This window comes from Paenibacillus sp. FSL R10-2771 (assembly GCF_038000205.1).
GTDB classification, from domain to species: Bacteria; Bacillota; Bacilli; order Paenibacillales; family Paenibacillaceae; genus Paenibacillus_AQ; species Paenibacillus_AQ phytohabitans.
Genome location: NZ_JBBOBM010000001.1, coordinates 1,807,874 through 1,829,308 on the forward strand (window position 1 = coordinate 1,807,874; position 21,435 = coordinate 1,829,308).

20 protein-coding genes and 1 pseudogene are annotated in these 21,435 nt (G+C 48.7%); 16 read left to right on the top strand and 5 right to left on the bottom strand.

Going from position 1 to position 21,435, the window contains the following annotated elements; genetic code table 11:
- The first annotated feature begins 25 nt into the window (after positions 1–25).
- The 10 genes from NSU14_RS07465 to NSU14_RS07510 all read left to right on the top strand — a co-directional run bounded on the left by NSU14_RS07465 (position 26) and on the right by NSU14_RS07510 (position 9,550).
- A complete protein-coding gene (locus tag NSU14_RS07465) occupies positions 26–2,023 on the top strand; it encodes a hypothetical protein (RefSeq protein WP_340943897.1) in 1,998 nt (665 codons plus the stop codon).
- Positions 2,024–2,071: 48 nt separating this feature from the next.
- Positions 2,072–2,653 carry a hypothetical protein gene (locus NSU14_RS07470; RefSeq protein ID WP_144026241.1) on the top strand — a complete coding sequence of 194 codons (582 nt, stop codon included), beginning with the start codon at positions 2,072–2,074 and terminating at the stop codon, positions 2,651–2,653.
- Between the two features lie 338 nt (positions 2,654–2,991).
- Positions 2,992–3,075 (top strand): hypothetical protein, encoded by an 84-nt coding sequence (locus NSU14_RS07475; protein ID WP_256704081.1) that lies wholly within the window; start codon positions 2,992–2,994, stop codon positions 3,073–3,075.
- Positions 3,076–3,082: 7 nt separating this feature from the next.
- On the top strand, positions 3,083–3,514 hold the full coding sequence (locus NSU14_RS07480) for an SMI1/KNR4 family protein (RefSeq protein WP_076248972.1): 432 nt from the start codon (positions 3,083–3,085) through the stop codon (positions 3,512–3,514).
- A gap of 128 nt (positions 3,515–3,642) precedes the next feature.
- Complete coding sequence (locus NSU14_RS07485; RefSeq protein ID WP_083705782.1) at positions 3,643–4,203, top strand: CdiA C-terminal domain-containing protein; 561 nt, start codon at positions 3,643–3,645, stop codon at positions 4,201–4,203.
- 35 nt (positions 4,204–4,238) lie between these two features.
- Positions 4,239–4,676, top strand: a complete 438-nt coding sequence (locus NSU14_RS07490; protein WP_340943904.1) for a hypothetical protein — start codon at positions 4,239–4,241, stop codon at positions 4,674–4,676.
- Between the two features lie 182 nt (positions 4,677–4,858).
- Positions 4,859–5,287, top strand: a complete 429-nt coding sequence (locus NSU14_RS07495; protein WP_340943906.1) for a MarR family winged helix-turn-helix transcriptional regulator — start codon at positions 4,859–4,861, stop codon at positions 5,285–5,287.
- Between the two features lie 124 nt (positions 5,288–5,411).
- Entirely contained in the window at positions 5,412–6,890 is a 1,479-nt protein-coding gene (locus tag NSU14_RS07500) for an MDR family MFS transporter (RefSeq protein WP_336101488.1), read from the top strand.
- A 187-nt stretch (positions 6,891–7,077) separates the two neighbouring features.
- Complete coding sequence (locus tag NSU14_RS07505; RefSeq protein WP_076248968.1) at positions 7,078–8,379, top strand: GntP family permease; 1,302 nt, start codon at positions 7,078–7,080, stop codon at positions 8,377–8,379.
- A gap of 28 nt (positions 8,380–8,407) precedes the next feature.
- Positions 8,408–9,550 (top strand): glycerate kinase family protein, encoded by a 1,143-nt coding sequence (locus tag NSU14_RS07510; RefSeq protein ID WP_340943909.1) that lies wholly within the window; start codon positions 8,408–8,410, stop codon positions 9,548–9,550.
- A gap of 320 nt (positions 9,551–9,870) precedes the next feature.
- Here NSU14_RS07510 and NSU14_RS07515 read toward each other — a convergent pair whose 3' ends face one another.
- The 4 genes from NSU14_RS07515 to NSU14_RS07530 form a co-directional block, all read right to left on the bottom strand.
- On the bottom strand, positions 9,871–10,215 hold the full coding sequence (locus tag NSU14_RS07515; protein WP_340943911.1) for a transposase: 345 nt from the start codon (positions 10,213–10,215) through the stop codon (positions 9,871–9,873).
- Entirely contained in the window at positions 10,212–11,000 is a 789-nt protein-coding gene (locus tag NSU14_RS07520) for a transposase (RefSeq protein WP_340943913.1), read from the bottom strand. Before NSU14_RS07520 ends, NSU14_RS07515 begins: the two co-directional genes overlap by 4 nt.
- Before the next feature lie 438 nt (positions 11,001–11,438).
- Positions 11,439–12,467, bottom strand: a complete 1,029-nt coding sequence (locus NSU14_RS07525; RefSeq protein WP_076248864.1) for a CdaR family transcriptional regulator — start codon at positions 12,465–12,467, stop codon at positions 11,439–11,441.
- A gap of 194 nt (positions 12,468–12,661) precedes the next feature.
- On the bottom strand, positions 12,662–13,597 hold the full coding sequence (locus tag NSU14_RS07530; protein WP_336103636.1) for a dihydrodipicolinate synthase family protein: 936 nt from the start codon (positions 13,595–13,597) through the stop codon (positions 12,662–12,664).
- A 95-nt stretch (positions 13,598–13,692) separates the two neighbouring features.
- Between NSU14_RS07530 and NSU14_RS07535 the strand changes: the two genes are divergently transcribed.
- The 3 genes and pseudogenes from NSU14_RS07535 to NSU14_RS07545 all read left to right on the top strand — a co-directional run bounded on the left by NSU14_RS07535 (position 13,693) and on the right by NSU14_RS07545 (position 18,066).
- Positions 13,693–14,448 carry an IclR family transcriptional regulator gene (locus NSU14_RS07535; RefSeq protein WP_336103635.1) on the top strand — a complete coding sequence of 252 codons (756 nt, stop codon included), beginning with the start codon at positions 13,693–13,695 and terminating at the stop codon, positions 14,446–14,448.
- Between the two features lie 68 nt (positions 14,449–14,516).
- Positions 14,517–16,483 (top strand): annotated as a pseudogene (locus NSU14_RS07540) (YjhG/YagF family D-xylonate dehydratase).
- Positions 16,480–18,066, top strand: coding sequence for a glycoside hydrolase family 43 protein (locus NSU14_RS07545; protein WP_340943918.1), 1,587 nt, complete (start codon positions 16,480–16,482; stop codon positions 18,064–18,066). The pseudogene NSU14_RS07540 and the gene NSU14_RS07545 overlap by 4 nt, the downstream one beginning before the upstream one ends.
- A 260-nt stretch (positions 18,067–18,326) precedes the next feature.
- Here NSU14_RS07545 and NSU14_RS07550 read toward each other — a convergent pair whose 3' ends face one another.
- Entirely contained in the window at positions 18,327–19,535 is a 1,209-nt protein-coding gene (locus NSU14_RS07550) for an IS110 family transposase (RefSeq protein ID WP_340943920.1), read from the bottom strand.
- 378 nt (positions 19,536–19,913) lie between these two features.
- On the opposite strand from NSU14_RS07550, the gene NSU14_RS07555 reads away from it, so the two are divergent.
- From NSU14_RS07555 to NSU14_RS07565, 3 genes are all read left to right on the top strand, one after another.
- The gene (locus tag NSU14_RS07555; protein WP_218639469.1) at positions 19,914–20,018 is read left to right on the top strand and encodes a cold shock domain-containing protein; all 105 of its coding nucleotides are present in this window, start codon (positions 19,914–19,916) and stop codon (positions 20,016–20,018) included.
- Positions 20,019–20,216: 198 nt separating this feature from the next.
- Positions 20,217–20,660 (top strand): hypothetical protein, encoded by a 444-nt coding sequence (locus tag NSU14_RS07560; RefSeq protein ID WP_340943924.1) that lies wholly within the window; start codon positions 20,217–20,219, stop codon positions 20,658–20,660.
- Positions 20,661–20,757: 97 nt separating this feature from the next.
- Positions 20,758–21,216: a hypothetical protein gene (locus NSU14_RS07565; protein WP_336100028.1), complete on the top strand. Its 459-nt coding sequence runs from the start codon at positions 20,758–20,760 to the stop codon at positions 21,214–21,216.
- Positions 21,217–21,435 lie beyond the last annotated feature (219 nt).

A 21,435-nucleotide genomic window follows, 5' to 3' on the forward strand; every position in this document is an offset into this window, starting at 1 on the left:
TGTGGGGATAAGCGGGAGGGTGGACATGGCGTCAACGAAGCTTATATTTAACGAGAATGAAGTTCAGCGTCTGCAGACCAGAATAGGCCAGGTAAGCCAGGACACCAACCGGCTATATCTGCAGCTGAAGGGCCAGTCCAGCGGCTGGGACGGGATTCCCCTGGGAGACCACCTCGTGAAGGCCCAGGTCCTGATCAATGAATTAACCGTAGAAGCCGAGAAATTGGAGGATATCATCCGGGTAGCCCTGAAGGGGGTCACAGGACTGCAAGAGGAGAATAAACGGCAGGCCGACAAGCTTACGCAGCAGTTTAGTCTTCTCGCAGGTGCATTCGGAAGCTTTGGGACGTCAAATACTGCTGGGCGGGTTTCCATTCCAGCCTTTGTGCAGAAGAGTGTATCGCATCTGATCACTTCTGTTACCGTCCTGCTGGGAAAGGATGAGCTGAATAACGATCCGGCAGTGCAGGAGCTGCGGAATATCATCCAAACCTCCGGTCTTTTGACCGTAGAGAGTATTGCGGCCCTCAGCAAGCTGAAGGATATCTTCGCGGCGCGGGATGGGATCGCGAAGGCGCAGATGGCCTTCAAGGTCTACGAAGCGTTCGGGAACAAGACGCAGATGGAAGCCGTCCACTCGGAGGCCGAGGAAGCACGCCGGAAGCTGGCGTCCTTGGGTGTAGCCAAGGTCCAATATGAAGCAGGGAAGGATCTGAGCGGCTATTTCAAGCAGGCAGGAGTTAAGGCCTGTGATTATGATCCGTCGATCACGGCGGAGAGTGTACCGCTAATACATAACGAAGAATATCTCCTGCTGCTGCGGATGGCGATGGAGAAGAGTGCCGCTGGGAACTATGCGCGAAGCCAGCTGGAAGTGAAGCGGGAGGAGATCAGGATTGCTGAGGCTGTGAGGCAGGTCCAGGAGCAGATCGAAGCTGCAAGACGGCTAAACGGTCCGCCGCTGGAACTGCCGGATGGCACTCCGATTACCGCTAGCAACAAAAGAAATGAGACGACCTTTAACTATTATATAGAGCGGATTTCTGATCCCAAAGTAACCAATCAGGTGCTAGCCTATGAAATGTGGCTGGAAGACACGTACGGTATGACGGAATGGCGGAAAAAAGTCGTACAAGCGGACGCGGTAGTAAGGGCTTTTGGGGAAGGCTTGATCACAGAGGTCGTCATGGGTGTAGCGGATACGGCTACGTTTGCCTTCAACCTTGTGGTCCACCCGGTAAAAACAACGACGGAGATGAAGAATCAAGCAGTGTATATCATGGAGCATCCGGAAGTACTGGTGGAAGCGGCCAAGATGGCTTATCATAATTTTAACGAAGGAACGCCGGAAGAGAAGGCAGCGATGCTGGGCTCGGTAGCGTCCATCCTGGTTCCGGGACTGCAGGTTACCAAAATCGGCAAAGCCGGAAAAGTGATTGGCGGGGTGGAAGACGTTGTCAGTCAAGCGGCGAAGGATGCTTTGAATGGGATCAAGCAGAAGCTCCCGGATCTGGGTCCGGTATTGCAGACGCCGGAAGGGCTGGCCTTCAAGGCAGGGGAAATACCCGATACCCCAGCTTTGCCGAAGACATCCGTGCAGCAGCAATATATTGATGCGATGGATGAAATAGGTGGTGGCGGGATTAGGATTGAGGGGCCGGGTGAAGCTAGTGACGTTTTTAAACATCAACAGTTCAAACAAGCCCTTATCAAAGAAGATGTTGTATCTCACTCCGATGTTATCATAAAGGGGGAAGATCTTTGGGATGATAAAGCCCGAATGTTACTAACAAAGGACGGTAGTAAAATAGAAGATTGGGCTAAAATGACATCGAAGCAACAATATGAAACTCCTTACGGGAAAGGAGAAGTACATTTTTATCAAAATCAGAAGACAGGAGAAATTAGTGTGTTTGATATAAAACTAAAGGTCTCCAAACCAAAAAATCTTAGAACAAATGAAAATGACCTGTTTTGGATAATTGAATTAGATGAAGACTTTAATATAAAGGGAGTAAGATAAATGAGGGTAAGTCTTAAAGCGAGCTCAGAGAAAAAAGAGAACCTATCAATGAATAATAAGTATATAGTATATTCTGTTGAAACTAGTAGAAACGGTGAGGAATTTTATAGAATAGAAAATGATGCTAATCAAGTTGTTCCTTACCCAAGTGCATTATTCGAGAGTGTTTCGGATAAAGTTAATTCTGATTGGATATTATGGAACAAGCCTAATAATAGTTCAGCATTATTACCCAGACAATTTGCTTATCTAAGTTTTTGGGAGGACTATTATAATGAAGAGTTAAAAGCTATAACAATATTTAATTCGGTCAAGGAACAGCTAATAAGTGAAGAGCTAGAAGAGAATGAAGTGCGTGAGTTTTTTGAAAATGAGGATGAAGAAAAGATAATTTTCATTCTTAATGGTCTTATTAAGACCGGGGATAACAGATTTGTTAATCAAGTAATACGGTATATGAAATCAAAATTGGAAGAAGGTCTAAGAGAAGATAATACTGCAATCCTTGCTTTTCGTTACCTGAGTCAATTCAAAGATAGTGAAGTAGAAAACTATTTCCTTTATTATTTAATGAACATTGAGCTGGGAAATGACCAGTTAACTGAAATAGTAAGTAAGTATTTTGAATAAATAACAAATCGTTTCCTTGTATCACGCTAAAGTGTTAAATATATAGGGCGATTTTGGTCGGGTCCATCAGGCAGATGCGTTGGCGTTGGTTTTTACCGAGGAATTGGTTAAAGAGGTAGTCATGGGCGTGGCAGATACGGCTACGTTTGCCTTTCTAAATATTTTCATCCTAATGTCAAGCCAGTAAAAATTGAGTATGCACAGCCGGAAAACTATCCAAAAGATTATGAGGCAGCAAATATAGAGGCAGGACTTAGTAAAACATCTAACCCATCTGTACATGAAAAAATAAACCTCCAGAAGGATATACCTGACATCATATGGAGGATGGAAATACAATGGTACTAGTTGAAAAAGATATTCACGACGAATATAAACACATGGGCGGACAGTCCATTGTAAATGGAACAGGAGGAGATTAAGTTGGAGATGCAAGGGGATATTGAAGTTTTAACAGAATCAAGACTTCAAGACTTTGAAAGAATGAATGGAGTTCAACTTCCCCGACAGTATCGAGAATTTTTATTGAAATACAATGGGGGTTATCCCAAACTATATTACTTTACCATCTCAAAAGAGCAAGGCATTGGTATGGTAAATATTTTTTATGGTATTGGTGAGATGTATGACAATTTAGAAAAGAAAATTGATATCTTTGACGATATAATAGATATAGGTTTTTTTCCAATCGCAGATGATTCGGGTGGAAATCAAATTTGTATAGGTCTTACTGAAAAGTATTCTGGCAATATTTACTTTTGGATTCATGATGAAGACCCCGAAGATATGAGTAATATGTATTTCATTGCTAAGGATTTCAAAGAATTTTTAGAGAAGCTGTATGATGAGACAGAAGAATAATTAGATAATAATAGATGAATTGATTATGCAGAGGCTACCCAATGCAGAATGAATTCTTTATTTAACTAGGAACATACTTAACCCTTGTAATACACAATTAAACAGGTCGATTATGGTCAGGTAACACCATGATTGGCTTGTTTTTGTTATGTTCGCTTTTTATGTTTTTTAAATTAATTGCAACTGTAGCGGATGCGGTAGTAATAGGATTGAGAGCTTGGGTGAGGCTTCAAAGCTTAAATTTACAGAACCTTCTTTTATCCAAGGGTAGCAAACCTAAAGGGAAGTATGGTGAAGGCGACTCCCATGGAATCAAAAAACAAAATGAAACAGCCGATGTATTGGCTGTTAATGCCTATGACATTGAAATGTTAGATGAAATTGATGGTGGAAATGGTCATGGCATTGTTGAGGGGTCGAATCCGGACTTTCTAATCGAAGGAAATGTATTTGATTGTTATGCTCCAAAACCAGATGGAAAGATACAAAGTATAATTAAAGAAATAGCAGGAAAGACAAAGAAACAATCTGGAAGAATTGTTTTGAACTTAGACAACTTTCCAAATGAAAAAGTTACCGAAATTATCGAAACAATCTTAAGAAAAGCAAATCCGGATGGAGATTTAAAAAGACTAGAAGAATTAATTTTAGTGAAGAATGGAAAGATTACAAGGGTATTTGGAGGTTAGAAGTGATGGATTGTACATTATACTTGGTCTCAAATTTGGATAAAGAAACACTTAAAACAACAATCTATGAGATAGTTTGCGATGCAGTTGAAGGTAAAGTAACAAACTACGAAAATTCTTCTCGTCTTAGCTGTAAATACTTCACACTTGATATTGAATTAGAAGATATTAATAGTATTGATTTTTTAAGAGAAGAATATGGATTGGAAATTAATGTGGAGATTGGGATTCAATTATTCGGGAAATTATTTTCTGAAGGATTAGTAGTGTTGTTTAAAATTTTTGGTAATATGTTGATGGCTTTTAATCCTGACATGGTGTTTGTAGAAAATGGTACAGATCAAATATTCAGAAAAGAAGATGCTACTGTAATCATAAATTCAAAGTTAGATCAATATCAGCAAAAGTATCTATCAGAAAAGATGATCACTTTACTACGACTTCCATATTTTTTTCAGGAGTTACCGAACTAAAGATGGAGGCCGGGGTATACCCGATGCCCCAGCGTGGCCAAAGACATCCGTGCTGGATATCAGGATGTTGTTATTTAGCAGCAAAGTAATCGGAATGGGGAGCATCTATATTTTTTGACGGCGCTTCTTCTCCTGCTTATAATGAACAAATATAACGCAGCAACAACGACGGGAGACGCGGAATGGATCAATATACGGAAGATATAGGTTATATCATGTGGAGAGTCACGAACAATTGGCAAAAGTTAATGAAAGCTGAGCTGCGGGAGGTGGATCTGACACATGTCCAGTTTGCGCTGCTGCGGTCCTGCCATGCACTGAATGAGCGGGAAAGCGCGTCCGGTGTGACGCAGATTCAGATTGCCCACAATTCTGATATCGATCCGATGATGGCTTCAGAAGTGCTGAGAACACTGGAGAAAAAAGGGTATATCAGCCGTGTGCCGCATCCGCAGGATACCAGAGCCAAGCTGATCTCACTGACCGAATCTGGTGTAGCTGTTATGGAACGTGCCAGCCGGATAGTTATGAGCGCGGACCAGATGTTTTTCTCCAAGCTGGGGCCGGATATGCATGATTTCATTGCCCGATTAAAGATGCTGTCGACATAGACCTGGAATGAATTTGCCCAAAGAAAGGTTAAAGAAAAACCTTGACTCCATTTAATAAGTGAACATATAATAAGCGGACATATAGATAATATGGATAGGCAATTCGAGAGGAGAACGTTAGTACATGAATGAGGCATCACAAATCAAGGTGAAATACAAGGTAATCCCTGTGCTCGTAGCGCTATTATTGGGGGGATTCATCGGGTTGTTAAGTGAGACCATGATGAACGTGGCCCTGCCGGTGCTTATGGCGGAGTGGAATCTTTCCGCTTCAACCGCACAATGGATCACCACAGGTTACATTCTGGTCATCAGCATCATTATGCCGGTTTCAGCCTTACTGCTGCAGTGGTTCACAACTAGAAAATTATTCGTGACTGCCATCAGCTTATTTATGCTCGGAACCTTGGCCGCAGGACTTGCCCCGGGCTTTGGGATGCTGCTTATCGGGCGTTTGGTTCAGGCGGCGGGTACCGCAATCTTGATGCCGGTCATCTTCAATACGATCCTGACTATTATTCCACCCGCCAAACGCGGGGCGGCTATGGGTATGGTAGGTCTTGTGATGATGGTAGCTCCGGCGCTTGGACCTACCGTGTCCGGGCTGATCATCGACAAGCTGGATTGGCACTGGATGTTCTGGGTGCTGGTTCCTTTCCTGGTGATCGACTTTATTATCGGGCTGCTTAATATTGAGAATGTGGCAACGATCACCAAACCGAAGATTGATATTTTGTCGCTTGTCCTGTCCACCATCGCCTTTGGCGGTATCGTATACGGGCTTAGTGTTGTGGGCGAAGGAGACGGAGGCTGGGGCAGTCCGAAGGTTATTGCCTGCCTTGTTATCGGACTTGCAGCGCTCTTACTGTTTATCTTGCGCCAGCTCACGATGAAGCACCCGATCATGAATCTGCGGGCGTTCAAATATCCGATGTTCACAGCAGGTACGTTATTTATTGTTATCGGCTTCCTGACGATCTTTGCGACATCCTACCTGTTGCCGATCTTCATGCAGGGCTCGCTGAGATTGTCAGCGCTGTATGCCGGACTGCTCATGCTTCCCGCAGGGCTGGTCAATGCCATACTGTCACCCATTATCGGACGGAGCTTTGATAAAGTCGGCCCCCGGGTACTGGTTATTCCGGGTATGATCATTCTGTCAGCTGCCATGTGGATGTTCACCAGCGTTGACGTAAATACTCCAGTCTACATGATCATTCTTATGCACTGCTGCATGACAGTGGGTCTGGCGCTTACCCTGATGCCTGCGCAGACGAACGGGCTGAATCAGCTGCCTCGGGAACTGCATCCGCATGGTACAGCCATCATGAATACCCTGCAGCAGTTAGCCAGTGCAGTCGGAACAGCTCTGATTGTAAGTGTGATGACTGCCGGCCAAAGTACTTACATCAGTACTCATTTGGATACCGCAGCAGCGGATATGGGATCACTAAGTCTGGCGGCAGGCGTGCATAATGCGTTCATTCTGGCGGCAGTTATCACGCTGATTGGTGTGATTGCCGGGTTCTTCGTGAGACGGAGTATCGTTCACAGCCATGCTGCACCACAGCCGGATACGCCAAGACGACAGACGGCTTCCTAATATTCGAGAGTTAATAAGGGGATTTCCGGCATTTGCCGGAGGTCCTCTTTTAACAATGGAGTACAAATATAGCGGGTTTCTATTGGTCACTTGCACAATGCATTTCGTCCGATCATCAATATTCTTTTGCTCCCCTAAGACCTTATAATGAGAGCGTGTTCAACAAGTACTTAGGGGGATATTCGAAATGGAAGGATTAATCATTGGTTGGTACGGAGCACTGGCAGGACTGGCAATTGCCATTATTCTGATCCTTAGAAAATTGAATCCGGTATACGCACTGTTCCTGGGAGCCATTGTAGGGGCGCTTATTGGCGGAGCCAATCTGGAACAGACAGTAAGCGTTCTTGTAAGCGGTACACAAAGTGTAATGGGCACGGTTCTGCGGGTGCTGGCCGCCGGAGTCCTGGCTGGTGTCATGATGGAATCGGGGGCGGCTGAAGCTATAGCCCAGGCTATCGTGAGAAAGTTCGGCGGGAGCAAAGCGATTCTGGCGCTGGCGCTGGCGACGATGGTCATCACGGCCATGGGGGTTTTCATTCCGGTAGCGGTATTAATTGTGGCTCCAATTGCTCTATCGGTCGGTAACAAGATGGGGATTTCCAAGGTAGCGCTGCTGCTGGCACTGTCGGGCGGAGGGAAGGCCGGGAATATTATCTCCCCGAATCCGAATACCATCGCAGCCGCACGGGGCTTCGACCTGGATTTAAGCCATGTGATGCTGGCGGGTCTGATCCCGGCCGTCTGTGGATTGATTGTAACCGTTATCCTTGCCTCAGTGCTGAAGAAAAAAGGTATAATGGTTACCACTGAAGAAGCTGCTAACGGTACCGACACTGCGAATACAGCTGCTTATCCGCCGCTCAGCCGAGCAATTGTCGCTCCTCTGGTTGCGATTGTCCTGCTGATGATTAATCCAATCGGTTCGATCTCCGGGATCGAAGCACTGGCCAGACTCAAAGTGGATGCGCTTTATATTCTGCCGCTGGCCGGAATTATCGGTATGCTGGCGATGGGGCAGGGGAACAAGGTTCTGCAGTATACTTCCTCCGGTCTCAGTAAAATGACAGCCACCGTCCTGATCCTGATCGGGGCAGGCGGAATTGCCGGCTTGATCTCTGCTTCGGATTTATCGAATCAGGTGGTCCATCTCATTGAGCTGTCCGGAATCTCCGGCACGTTCCTGGCGCCGATCTCCGGTATTCTGATGGCTGCGGCAACCGCCTCCACTTCGACTGGGGTTATTGTGGCGACCGGCTCCTTCGGACAGGCCATTCTGGATATGGGCACGGCTCCGCTGGCTGCAGCCGTTATGGTCCACACCGGAGCAACGGTCATCGACTCGCTGCCGCAGGGCACTTACTTCCACGTTACTGCGGACAGTATGAAGATGACGATTAAGCAGCGTATGGGGCTCATCCCTTACGAAGCGCTTGTCGGCGGAACGATGACGATTGTGGCTACGCTGGTTTACGGATTTTTATTCTAAATATCAATATCATATACGGGGTGTGGAAATGAGAGAGAAAACCTTTGTACTGGCACCGGATTCTTTTAAGGAGAGTATGACTGCGAAAGAAGTCTGTCTTGCGATGGAGAGCGGACTGCGGAAGATTTATCCGGAAGCGGCTTACATCCATGTTCCTATGGCAGACGGCGGAGAGGGGACTTTACAGTCCCTGGTCGATGCTTCCGGCGGGGAGATTCATTATAAAAAAGTCGTGGGGCCCCTGGGACAGCCGGTTACAGCGAAATACGGAATCCTCGGCGACGGAGAGACTGCGGCGATCGAGATGGCTTCTGCCAGCGGCATTCAGCTGGTGGACAAGGCGGACCGGAATCCGCTGATCACAACGACTTACGGTACAGGTGAGCTAATTCTGGAGTGTCTGGAACGGGGAATCCGGAAGATTATTATCGGCATCGGCGGGAGTGCGACCAATGACGGCGGCGCAGGCATGGCCGAGGCGCTGGGTGTGAGATTCATCGATGAGGCGGGGGAGTTGCTGCCGCGCGGCGGCGGTAGTCTGGGCCGGCTGAACAGCGTCGACATCAGCTCGCTTGATGCAAGACTGCAGCAGGTTCAGCTGATTGTGGCCTGTGATGTGACGAATCCGCTCTGCGGCGATCACGGGGCATCCGCTGTATTCGGCCCGCAAAAAGGCGCTACACCTGAAATGGTGCAGCAGCTGGATGCCAATCTCGCTCATTATGCGGCGGTGGTGAAGCAGCAGCTTGGTAAGGATGTGCGGGATCTTCCCGGTGCCGGTGCGGCCGGCGGTCTGGGGGCAGGCCTTATGATCTTCACGCAGGCCACACTCCAGAAGGGGATCGAGATCGTAATTGAATACACGGGTCTAGGCCGGAAGCTGGCGGATGCGGACTTCGTATTTACCGGTGAAGGCGGGATCGATTTCCAGACGAAATTCGGCAAAACACCGTATGGCGTAGCCCGTACCGCCAAGGCAAACGGCAAGAAGGTGATTGCCTTGGCCGGCTACATCGGCGAAGGAATTGAAACGCTGTATGCAGAAGGTATCGACGCCATCTTCGGCATAGTCCCGGGCGCTTCCAGCCTGGAGCAGCTGCTGGCCGAAGGCCCGGCCAATGTTGAGCGGACCTGCGAGAATATTGCGAGGTTGCTGAAGCTTAGCGAATAGTGGAGCTGGGCGGTTAGTGTAGCAAGGTGAATAGTGGAGCTGGGCGAATAGTTGAGTTGGGAGAATAGTGGAGCTGGGGGATTAGTGTAGCTGAGTGAATAGTGCAGCTGGGCGAAAAGCTGAGTTGAATTGGATTGAGTTGAGTCTGATTGAATAGCCCCTGGGATAATTCCCAGGGGCTATTGGTTTTGTGCAGGAGATAAGACACTATAAGTAATCCCCGCAGAGGTGAAATCCTGCACGAAATACAACATTCTTCCCGTGATATCGGGTCTAATCACAGATTGTTGTATGAAATGCAAGCCTGTTGATTCCCCATATTATGGTATGGATATAATTCCCAAAACAACCTTGTTCCTGAGCAGACTAAGTTGAACCTGCCACTCCAGCGGAAGACTAAATATACGCCAATGCTGCATAAATTCCCAAAGGGTCAGTTGAGCAAAGGCAGGCACGTTGGGGTGGATTTCATCATAAACACGTCTCAGAAGTACATAGACCGCAAGGGCCACAAACAATTGGCTGTATACTGCATTTTCAGTGGTTCCAAATAGACATGGCACGTTCAGATGCTGTTTAATCCAGCGGAAAAAGACTTCAATTTCCCAGCGTGCCTTATAGATTTCAGCGATCACATAAGCAGACTCTTTTCTCAAATCGGTCACGACCCGTACGACTTCCCCCGGTCATTCTCAAATTCTACGACCCGGTGGCGCTTAGCGGATTGGCACTTCCCTTGACCGATATAACAAGTAATATCACGAACAATGTTCGTTTCTCCCTCTGCGGGTCGCTGGAGGTTTCTCGGCTTCACCAAATGGAGATTGTCTTTGAGTCGAATCACAAACGACTGGCCCTGAAGCACATATTGATCCAATCTGCTGATTTTTCCGTACGCCCGATCCTGTACCAAAATGTAGTCCGTATCTGCCAAGACTTCTCCAAACGGAGCGTCATTGCGCTTCGCGATCGATTCCTCCACGTTCACGGGTGAACGCTGACCCTGCGAAAGAGCAACATGCAGCTTAATGCCCCCTCTGAATTTTTTGTACGAGGCCCAAGGCATTCGGGAGTTCGCCGCCGTGACCGTAGTCGAGTCAATCAGCAGAAGATCTTTAGGCAGATTCAGATGCCGCCGGGTTTGACGGTTACATTTCGTGACGAGCATTTGAAAGATACGTTTGAAGATTTCGTAAGGGACTTCACCGGCCTTGCCGGAAAGGGTGGAGTAATGAATCTCAGGCAAGTCAAAGTTTGGGCCTAAGCGGGCACTTTGCCGGAAGCCGTCCCATTTGTGGTAGCAGGCTTGGACAAAGTAATCGAGTAGCAACCCGACGGTCATTTTGGTTCCTCTATCCACGTAGTCCTTGGTTTGTCCGGTCACCATTTCGACTTCATCCGATGTTAACACTTGTTTGAAAACAGCTAAGAATGGGGTATATTTATTCATGAGGTCGCCTCATTTCGGTTTGGTTTGGTCGTACTTACCATTACCCGAAATGGCGGCCTTTTTTGTCCCTTTTTTTGGGAAATCAACACGCCTATATGAAATGCAACATTTCCCCGTGTATAGGCGGGTAAGCGGAGAAATTGTTGTATTTCATACAACAATCGTTACGAAACTGCCTGAATTTACGCTTCCGAGTTGTATTACGTACAACATTTGGAAACGCGGGGCAGTAATTCAACGCACGGGAGGCCCCGCAATCCGCACCCGCCCGCACCCGAGCCCGAGCACCCGCCCGCCTACACCCGCATCCGCCCGCCTACACCCACATCCGCCCCCTCGCACCCGCACCCCGCCGACGCACCTGCCCGCCTGCCCGCACTCGCACACCCCTACCCCCACCCGCACCCCCGCTAGGACATAACAACACGAGAAGCTGCTCTACTTATAAAGCGCCAGCAGTTCATACGTAAGCTCGAAGAGCTGCAGCAGATTCCTCGGGTCTTTGCCGGTAATACTCTCGATCCGCTTCAGGCGGTATTGCAGAGTATTGCGGTGAATATTGAGATGATCCGCCGTTTGCGAGACGCTGCAGTTATGGTTGATGAAGCTTCTAAGTGTCTCCAGCAGATCGGCGGTATCCTCCAGCTTGATCGCCCTGCCGGGTTTGTCCGACAGCTTCGCATGGCTGAGCTTCACCAGAAATTCAGCTTCTTCGAAGGTAATGGCTTGTGAAGCAGGCTTCAGCGCAAGCAGTATACCCAAGGCCGATTTGGCCTGGCGGTATCCCTCGGCAATGCTGGATTCCAGTCTGCCGGAGGCCAGCAGCAGGAGCGGCTGGTTATGCAGCAGCTCTGCAATCAGCGGGCTGCAGTCGGGACGGTTCTGGATCAGCAGCAGCCAGGTATCTTCATCCAGCTGGAAGGACGGGTAACGCAGCAGGAGCTTCGCAGCATCCTTTTCCGGATTGAAATGCTTGAGATAGAGTACCGTAGTCTTCAGCAGCAGATCAATATTGTAGGCAGCAGCTTCTTTTCTTAATTTCTGGGAGTACGCTCCCTGATGGGCGAGCAGCATTTCCAGCATAGCCTTCTTGCGGTTTGCCTCATTCGCGAGATTCTCCAGCGTGTTCCGCTGTTCGATGAGCAGGGATACCGTAGTTCTCACGATGTTGCAAAAAGGCCGGACTTCCTCAGGGCTCCCGGAAATCCCGATCACACCAACGCGGGTGTTGCCGATGACAATCGGTTCGTTGGTCCCTTTTTTCTCATACAGACCATCCTCCAGCACCTCGACCATTTGCCCGGTGGATAATGCCTTGACTGCCCCCTGGTGAACGGTGCCGACCCGTTCTTTCTTTCCGCTGCCGACAATAATCCCCTGATGATTCATAATGTTGATGTTATAAGGAATATCCATCATCATTTTGTCTACAATTTCCTGCGCCTGCTTCTCGGATAGCTGAAACAACCGGAATTTCCCCCTTCGCCGTGCCCGGATGGCTGCCTAGGCAGCCTCAGTCTCTTCCATTGTGCATCTGAACAAAAGTATAGAGCATTCTGCACGGAGAATAAAGACTGAACCGGTGTGCCGGATCTAAGGGGCGGCCAAACGGCCCAGGCAGAGTAGCGCAGCCATGTATTACGGATTATGCGGACTATGGACTAGATAGAGACTTGGGAGATTCCCGCCCGGTTGAAAATCTCTTTCAAAGTAACCTCCTTGTCTGCGTTCCAGGGATTTGCGGGTGCAAGGCTGAAGGTGGACACCGGTACACCAGCCAGACGAATGGCTTCTTTTATTGAAGGAATGAAAGGATCATCGATACTATACAGCGGAGGGATCTCTATGATTCTCCGGTGAAACTCAAGCACCTCTGCCATATCATTCTTCAGGAAGCTGCTGAGTAACCCGAGCATCAGCTGCGGTGCGAAGTTGGCACTGGCGGCAATCGCCCCGTCTCCACCGGCAGCAAGCGTAGGCAGCAGATATTCATCGAAACCGCAAAATACCGAGAAGTCCGGTTTAACCGCCTTCACCTGCATAATCATCTGCCGGATATGGCTGAGCTGGTCTACGGTTTCCTTAATTCCAGTTACATTTGTATATTTGGCGGCAAGGCGGCTGACGAAGGCCGGACTCAGATCCTGGCCAGTCAGCGCCGGGAAGTTGTACAGCATTAGAGGCACATCAACGGCTTCCAGAATAGAGGCATAATGCGAGAACAAAGCCTCTTCGCTAAGCTTGTAATAATAAGGATTAATGACAACGATGCCTGTCGCCCCTTGCTCCGCAGCATGCTTGCTAAGGCGGAGGGTCTCTGCTGTCGTATTGCTGCCGGTGCCAATCCATACGGGAAGACGGCCATTCGTGTATTTAACGCATACCTCAGCGATTTCCTCGCGCTGCTCGGTGCTGAACAAGCTGAATTCTCCGGCTGTCCCGAGGAAAAAGAGTCCCTGAACCCCTTGCCGGATCAGGCTGTCGATTAGCAGCTTCATTCCGCTTGGGTCGAATTTTCCGGATTGATCCAGAATCGTCGGAACCGGGGGAATGATGCCTGTATGATGCGGTCTCATGGTCATGTTAGAAATTTTCATTTTATTCCGCCTCCAGGTTTGTTATTATAAACATAAGATTATTATAGTGAACTAAGAGAGCTTAATCAATTGATTTATGAGAGGGGAATGAAGGTTTGGACCGGAAATATTGGGTTCCAGCTTTAGAACGGGCCGATCTGATTCTTACGGCAATCTCCAGGAAGCCCGGAGAACATAAAATGACCGACCTGTGCGATGAAACGGGCATTAACAAAAGCTCCATGTTCTCGCTGCTGCGTACAATGGAAACCCTGCAATGGGTGGTGAAGGATGACAGGGAGGCTTACGCGCTGGGGGCTGGGGTTTCTTACTATAATACGGTTTACAACGAATCCCTTAAGCAGAATACGAATCTGGTGGAGCGCTTCCTGGCAGGCTCTGCACAGAGCGTCAGGGTCATCGGGGAAACCTTTCAGTTATCGGTTCTTGACCGGGATGAGATTATCTATCTGGCCAAGCAGGAAGGCCCCTCCCTTGTGAGGCTGGAGTCCAGTCCAGGGATGCGGTTCCCGGCGCATGCGACCGCCATGGGCAAGATGATGCTGGCACTGCTGCCGGACGGCGAGCTCATAAGACGTTATTCCGGCAAAACCTTAACTGCGGTTACGTCTCACACGTTGACGGATTGGGCGGAATTCACGGCTGCATTGTCTGAGATTCGCGAGGCCGGTTACGCAGTGGACCGGGAAGAAATTATTCAGGGCATCAGCTGCGTGGCTGCGCCGGTTCTGGATGCTGCGGGAAATGCCGTTGCCGCTGTAAGCACCACGATGCTGCAGCATGCTTTTGCCGATAAACAGGAGGCTGCGGTCCGGGAAGTGATAGAGCTGGCGAGGAAACTATCCTTGTGATAATCATCTGGGCAAGTTCATTCTGAAGGAGAGAAGGGTTAAGTGTGAAGCTGACTTTGCATGAGATTATGAAGGATGCCATAGAGGATACTGTTCCTGTACATACCGCTGCGGAAGGTCCCGCAGGCAAGCTTCCGATTACAGGTGAGGTGCTGCGAAATGCCCCAAGCGGGGAAATCTTCGGAATGACCCAGAATGCGGGGATGGGCTGGAATCCGCTGCAACTGAACAGGCCGCAATATCTGATTCTCGGCACGATGGGCGGAATCCGGCGGGAGGACGGCAGTCCGCTTGCGCTCGGATACCATACCGGACACTGGGAAATCGGCGTGATGATGGAAGAAATCGCTGAGGAGCTCACCGCCAATCAGGGGATTCCGTTTGCCGGTTATGTCAGTGATCCCTGTGACGGGCGCTCCCAGGGAACCACGGGCATGTTCGATTCTCTTCCTTACCGGAATGATGCAGCCGTGGTTCTGCGGCGGCTGATTCGTTCCCTGCCTACCCGCAAAGGCGTTCTGGGCGTAGCCACCTGCGATAAAGGTCTGCCCGCCATGATGCTGGCACTGGCCGGAATGCGGCATCAGCTTCCGGGGATTATCGTGCCTGGCGGCGTTACACTGCCGCCGGTTAACGGCGAGGATGCCGGCAAGGTGCAGAGCATCGGAGCGCGGTTCAGCAATGGTGAACTTTCGCTCGAAGATGCAGCCGATCTGGGCTGCCGGGCTTGCGCTACCCCGGGAGGCGGCTGTCAATTCCTTGGCACGGCCGCAACGGCCCAGGTGATTGCTGAAGCACTGGGCATGTCGCTGCCTCATTCGGCTCTGTCACCATCGGGGCAGCCGGTCTGGAAGAATATCGGCCGCCAGTCGGCCCGCGCGCTTCAGCATATGGAGCATAGCGGAATAGTGATGAGTGATATTCTTACAGATCGGGCCATTAAGAACGCGATGATCCTGCATGCCGCGTTCGGAGGCTCTACGAATCTGCTGCTGCATCTGCCGGCCGTTGCCCATGCCGCCGGGCTGAAGATTCCTTCCGTTGATGACTGGAACGAGGTGAACCGCCAGGTTCCCGGCTGGTCAGTGTGCTTCCGAACGGACCGGTGCCGCATCCGACGATCCGCGTGTTCCTGGCAGGAGGTGTTCCGGAAGTCATGCTGCATTTACGGCGGCTGGGGCTGATTGACGAATCCGTATTGACCGTGACAGGGCGGACGCTGGGCGAGAATCTGGACTGGTGGGAGACCTCGCAGAGACGGGCGGACATGCGGCGGAGACTGCAGGAAGCGGATGGCATTGACCCGGATTCTGTGATCATGAGCCCGGAAGAGGCCAAGCGGCAGGGGATGGCTTCCACAATGACGTTCCCCACAGGGAATCTGTGCCCCGAAGGTGCAGTAATCAAATCGGCAGCCATTGACCCTTCCGTCTTGGACAGCGAAGGAGTCTACAGGCATACGGGAAGAGTGAAGGTGTTCACTGCCGAGAAGGATGCGATCCGTAGCATCAAGAACGGTAAGGTGCAGGCCGGGGATATTCTGGCCATCATCGGCCGGGGGCCCAGCGGAACAGGGATGGAAGAGACCTACCAGCTGACATCCGCGCTCAAGCATCTGCCTTACGGCAAATATGTCACGCTGATCACGGATGCCCGGTTCTCGGGGGTATCCACGGGAGCCTGTATTGGTCATATGGGACCCGAAGCACTGGCCGGCGGTCCCCTCGGGAAGCTGCGGGATAATGACTGGGTAGAGGTTCTGATCGATACCGTGAAGCTGGATGGGAGCGTGAATCTGGTCGGGGAAGGCGGAGAAGGCGGACAGCCGCTGTCGAAGGAAGCGGGAACGGAGCTTCTGAACGCAAGGACTCCGCATCCGGGCCTTGCCGTTGATCCGGGCCTGCCGGATGATACCCGGCTATGGGCTGCGCTACAGGCGGCAAGCGGAGGGACCTGGCAGGGCTGTGTCTACGATACGGATAGAATTATTGCCTTACTGGAAGCAGGACGGCAAGCACTGGGGGAGACAAGATGAGCACAACACTGATTCACAATCCGATTCTACGCGGGTTTCATCCGGACCCGTCCATCTGCCGGGCGGGAGAGGACTATTATATTGCCACCTCCACCTTCGAGTGGTTTCCCGGCGTACGGATTCATCATTCCCGCGATCTGGTGAACTGGCGGCCGCTTACGTATGCACTAACCCGCAAGTCGCAGCTGAATATGGAAGGTGACCCGGATTCCGGAGGCGTGTGGGCACCTTGCCTGACTTACGATGATGGACTCTTTTATCTGATCTATACCGATGTCAAAAGCAGACAGGGTGCCTTCAAGGATACGCCTAACTATCTGGTGACTGCCGGGAATATCGAAGGTCCCTGGTCTGAGCCTGTATACCTGAACAGCAGCGGCTTCGACCCTTCGCTGTTCCATGACGATGACGGGCGCAAATGGCTGGTCAACATGCTGTGGGATCACCGCACCGGCAATAACAGCTTCGCCGGGATTGTGCTGCAGGAATATTCTGCAACAGAGCAGCGGCTGACCGGTCCGGTCATTCCCATCTACAAGGGAACCGAGCTGAAGCTTACGGAAGGGCCGCATCTGTACCGGAAGGACGGCTGGTATTATCTCATCACAGCTGAGGGCGGTACACAGTATAATCATGCGGTGACGGTGGCCCGGTCGAAGCAGATTGAAGGTCCGTATGAGACAGCTCCGAATCATCCGCTGCTGACCTCTGCCGGAAACCGTGAACTGGAGCTGCAGAAGGCGGGACATGCCAGTCTTGTACACACGCATACAGACGAATGGTATATGGTGCATCTGTGCGGCCGTCCCGTGAAAGACCATTACTGCAATCTCGGCCGGGAGACAGCGATTCAGCGCTGCGAATTCACGGAGGACGGCTGGCTCGCCCTGGCCGGAGGCGGGAACGCCCCGGCGCTTACTGTGCCGGGTCCGGACATTCCGGAGCATCCATTCTCCGCTCCGGCTCCCCGTGATGATTTCGATGCCCCGCAGCTGGATGTCCGCTGGAACACCCTGCGTGTGCCTGCTGAGGAAGCGTGGCTCTCACTACAGGAGCGCCCCGGATATTTGCGCCTCCGGGGCAGAGAATCCATGAGCTCCATGCACCGCCAGAGTCTGGTTGCCCTGCGCCAGCAGGCCTTCAGCTGCAGCGCCGAAACCGCCATTGAATTCGAGCCGCAGCACTTCCAGCAGATGGCCGGATTAATTGTCTATTATGATACGAAGGATTATCTCTACCTGCGGATCACTCATGATGAGACCCTCGGGAAATGCGTGGGCATCATCCGCTCCCGGGACGGGGTCTACGAGGATACCCTTACGGCAGATATTGCGCTGCCGCCGGGAGCAAGCGTAGCATTAAAGGTAGTGATCGACCGGGAATTCGCCCAATTCTATTACCGGGCCGGAGAGTCTGACTGGGAGAAGATCGGCGGGCCCATGGAAATCTATCATCTGTCCGATGATTTCCCGGCCTATATCCGGTTTACCGGCACATTTATCGGCATGTGTGTGCAGGATTTGAGCGGAACGCTGCGTGCGGCGGATTTTGATTATTTTGAGTACCGGGAGCTGCCCGAGTAGAAGGCAATGAAATAAGGCGTATATTTTATTTAGAGGTAGACCCGCAAGCCGTAAATCGGCTGTACGGGGATCTGCCTCTTTTGTTGTCAAAAGGAATTACAGCTCTTGACTGACGATGCCATGATTAAGCTATACCAGCTAATAGCTTGTCAACATTACCAGTAAAGTGATTCTAAATCATGTGGTATAGTTAAAATGAGGCATGCCAAAAAACCCTCCAATTTTCTTTGTGTCTTGGAAGGTTATGCCAATAATATTTTTTAAATTGGACGAAATTCCTTTTTATTTTTTAAGATCGCATAGAGCCAATGGACGAGTTTATTTGCACATGCGATTAGAGCTACTTTATGTGGTTTTCCTTCAGCTCTCTTACGTTCATAGAACGCTTTGATTCGCATATTTCGGGAGCGTATAAGTCCACACTGAACAGCCATCACCAGTGCGTAACGCAGCTGCCTGGAACCACGTTTCGTGATTCGGTTTCGAGTCGCTGTAAACTTACCGGAAGCAAAGACACTCGGGTCAATGCCTGCGAAGGCGACTAACTTCTTAGGATGATCAAATCGTTCGACTTCTCCTATTTCGGATAAAATTGTTGCAGCAATTTTATGCCCAATCCCGGGAATCGACTGAATTAATTCATACTCTTCAATTTCTTCAGCCAGAGCATCTATGTTCTGTTCCAGTTCAGCAAGATGCTCTTGGTATTGAAGAATAAGGGTAATAAGAACTCTCATATTGATTAAATGACTTGCATACATGGTTTGCTGAAATGGATTTTGTTTTGCCGCATCTACTAATCGTTGAACCCGTTGGTTAATCCAGTCCTCTGAACGCCCCCGTTTCGAAGAAAGCAGTTCTTTCATCTTAGCTCTAAGTGTATCTTCATCCGTCTGTAAAACTAAATATGAGGTTGGGAATTCACTTAAAAACCGCAGTGAAACACCGGAATACATAGCTCCAAACACGCCTTTATAACCCGGGAAAACCTGATCTAAAACAGCTTGGAATTGCAGTTTAGTCGATACACACATCTTTGAAAGAGTCTCATATTGCCTTGTAAGATAGCGCAGATTGAGAAGTTGCACACCTCTTTTCTTAAAAGGTTCAAACTCTTCCCTGTAGTACAACTCACCCAATAGGTAAGCGTCAGCAGCATCCGTCTTTACTTTACGAAGCTGAGACTTTCTAAGCCGATTGGAGATTAGCGGGTTAATGACAATGTAAATATAGTGATGTTCCTCTAAGAACTGAACAATAGGGCTTTGGTAATGTCCTGTTGCTTCTAGAATAAGTAAAGGACGTTGTTTGGATACCGATTCAACGTCCTTTAAAACTTGATGTAGATTTGCTAGGCCATCACGAGTGTGCTCGAAGTGGAATGTCCCTCTGAAGAGCTTTCCGCGCGCTAAAAAGGCTTGTCCATGACTTTCTTCTTTTGAAATATCTAGACCGACAACTGGATTCATTTCATCTCATCTCTCCCTGTAAGTTTAAATTCACCGGCATCCCTACGGTTCTTCTTGTCGCTCCATAGCATCGCTTGTTATACGGGATCTTACGTCCCAACCAGCCTCAATCATGGTCATGACAAGTAGGGTGAACATTATAGCGCTCGGGATCAAGTCCCACGGGCAGGTACGTTCGACCAGGCTACTTTAATCCTCTATGCAAATGAAAAAAGGATCAACCAGAAAGAACTGGTTGATCTCATAATACGAACGGGCAGGTTAGTGGAGAAAGTATCAGTCTTTATATTCCATTATATGTTAATATATAAAGATGATCCTTTCTAGGAAAAACTCAATCTCCATAATATCTAATGAAGTGACGGAGGAGATGCATAAATGGGAGAAAGACGATGGGGGATTGTCAAATGGTTCAAAGAAGATAAAGGTTATGGACGGATAATGCTAGATGGGCATATCAGATTCCCGGCGAAGAACCGCTAAGAATGTGCTGATTTTAGAGGATTGAAGGTATCGCGCCGTACTTAATGAAAGTATGGGATTCAGATCTCATCATTAATTTTTTGGTTGCGATGGTGGAAGAGAGAAGCATTCGCATCTCTTCTTTTCTCTATTAAGCTAACAGACAAGAACGTGCGGAATCTAATTATACTGGGTGTCTATACAATAGGAGGTGAACAAATGAAAAGGGTTTGGTTAAATAACTTGTTTGTTTATTTGGGATTCTTAGTAATCGTGATTTTAGTTTTTATATTCGGATTAAAATATCAACATCATTTAGAGGTAGAAGCAAGCACAACGTATCAACCTCTAACTAGTGCGGTCTTTTCTGTCCTTTTTCCGATTTCCTTAGGATTATTACTCGGTTTGCTAAGATTCTTTGAATTACTGCGAAAGACTGGAGAATGGAAAATAAATTGGATCAAGCTCTGTATTTTCGGCTTACCTTCACTCTATGTCTCCTTATTTCCACTATTATTTTGGTCTGGTCTGTCTATTTCATATTACGATTTACCTTTGGGCTCCATTTTGATCACTTCGGGAACAACAGCTTATACAATTAGCGGTCTGATATTCGGTTTTTTATTATTTTACGTAATCGAAAGGGAAATCAAAGAAAGTTAGAAACGGGGATTATAGTGTATTAAATCTTCCTTCTTTAAAGCGCATAAAAACACCAATATGTGGAATTCTTAGGCATGGAGATTGAACAGGGGGGGCAATGTTGAGGGAAATAAAACATCCAGTTAAGAGTCCATCAAGAATTGGAACCATTATTGGTATGATAGTCGTGATATCAAGTCAATCTATTCTTGTATTGAGATTTTGGGATCAGAGGGGTGTATTTTATGCTTCTTTTACAGTGGTTCTTATGTGTTTAGTTATAGCGCTATTCGCAGTGTACAGAACATTTTTTAAGAAGCCAACTGAGTTATGCCTATCTGATGAGAAAGTCACATTAGATGGGAATACAATCAATTCAAGGGATATTAAAGTGATAATGATCCGAGGATATTTTAAACCCGTTATTGGGATATTACCTTATAGGAAGAAGATCGTTCCATTGGATATGGCATTTAGGTATTCAAGGGATGAAGATAAAGGTATCTCGGATTTAAAGAGTTGGGCAAACATGAACAATGTAAAGATGGTCAATAAATCGTTTCAGACGTGGTTATAAGTGTATTTAAACGCACTATCCGGTACGTTCATTATGTTCAGAGGATGAACTTAACCAGGATGACATGCTTGTTTGGTAAGCTAACGGAAAACTTTAGTTCAACGGTAAAAGCGGCGACTAAGACTTGGGTAATAAAGTCTCGGTCGCCGCTTCTTCTTTTATTGAAGACGCAAATAATGAATTGCTGAAGGGCTTTAGATTTTCTCACACAGATGATCT

Coding starts and splice junctions, on each gene's coding strand:
- NSU14_RS07520 (WP_340943913.1), bottom strand. CDS start 11,000: ATGAATAAATATACCCCATTCTTAGCTGTTTTCAAACAAGTGTTAACA.
- NSU14_RS07500 (WP_336101488.1), top strand. CDS start 5,412: ATGAATGAGGCATCACAAATCAAGGTGAAATACAAGGTAATCCCTGTG.
- NSU14_RS07465 (WP_340943897.1), top strand. CDS start 26: ATGGCGTCAACGAAGCTTATATTTAACGAGAATGAAGTTCAGCGTCTG.
- NSU14_RS07555 (WP_218639469.1), top strand. CDS start 19,914: ATGGGAGAAAGACGATGGGGGATTGTCAAATGGTTCAAAGAAGATAAA.
- NSU14_RS07545 (WP_340943918.1), top strand. CDS start 16,480: ATGAGCACAACACTGATTCACAATCCGATTCTACGCGGGTTTCATCCG.
- NSU14_RS07495 (WP_340943906.1), top strand. CDS start 4,859: ATGGATCAATATACGGAAGATATAGGTTATATCATGTGGAGAGTCACG.
- NSU14_RS07530 (WP_336103636.1), bottom strand. CDS start 13,597: ATGAAAATTTCTAACATGACCATGAGACCGCATCATACAGGCATCATT.
- NSU14_RS07560 (WP_340943924.1), top strand. CDS start 20,217: ATGAAAAGGGTTTGGTTAAATAACTTGTTTGTTTATTTGGGATTCTTA.
- NSU14_RS07485 (WP_083705782.1), top strand. CDS start 3,643: ATGATTGGCTTGTTTTTGTTATGTTCGCTTTTTATGTTTTTTAAATTA.
- NSU14_RS07470 (WP_144026241.1), top strand. CDS start 2,072: ATGAATAATAAGTATATAGTATATTCTGTTGAAACTAGTAGAAACGGT.
- NSU14_RS07475 (WP_256704081.1), top strand. CDS start 2,992: ATGGTACTAGTTGAAAAAGATATTCACGACGAATATAAACACATGGGC.
- NSU14_RS07480 (WP_076248972.1), top strand. CDS start 3,083: ATGCAAGGGGATATTGAAGTTTTAACAGAATCAAGACTTCAAGACTTT.
- NSU14_RS07565 (WP_336100028.1), top strand. CDS start 20,758: ATGTTGAGGGAAATAAAACATCCAGTTAAGAGTCCATCAAGAATTGGA.
- NSU14_RS07510 (WP_340943909.1), top strand. CDS start 8,408: ATGAGAGAGAAAACCTTTGTACTGGCACCGGATTCTTTTAAGGAGAGT.
- NSU14_RS07505 (WP_076248968.1), top strand. CDS start 7,078: ATGGAAGGATTAATCATTGGTTGGTACGGAGCACTGGCAGGACTGGCA.
- NSU14_RS07550 (WP_340943920.1), bottom strand. CDS start 19,535: ATGAATCCAGTTGTCGGTCTAGATATTTCAAAAGAAGAAAGTCATGGA.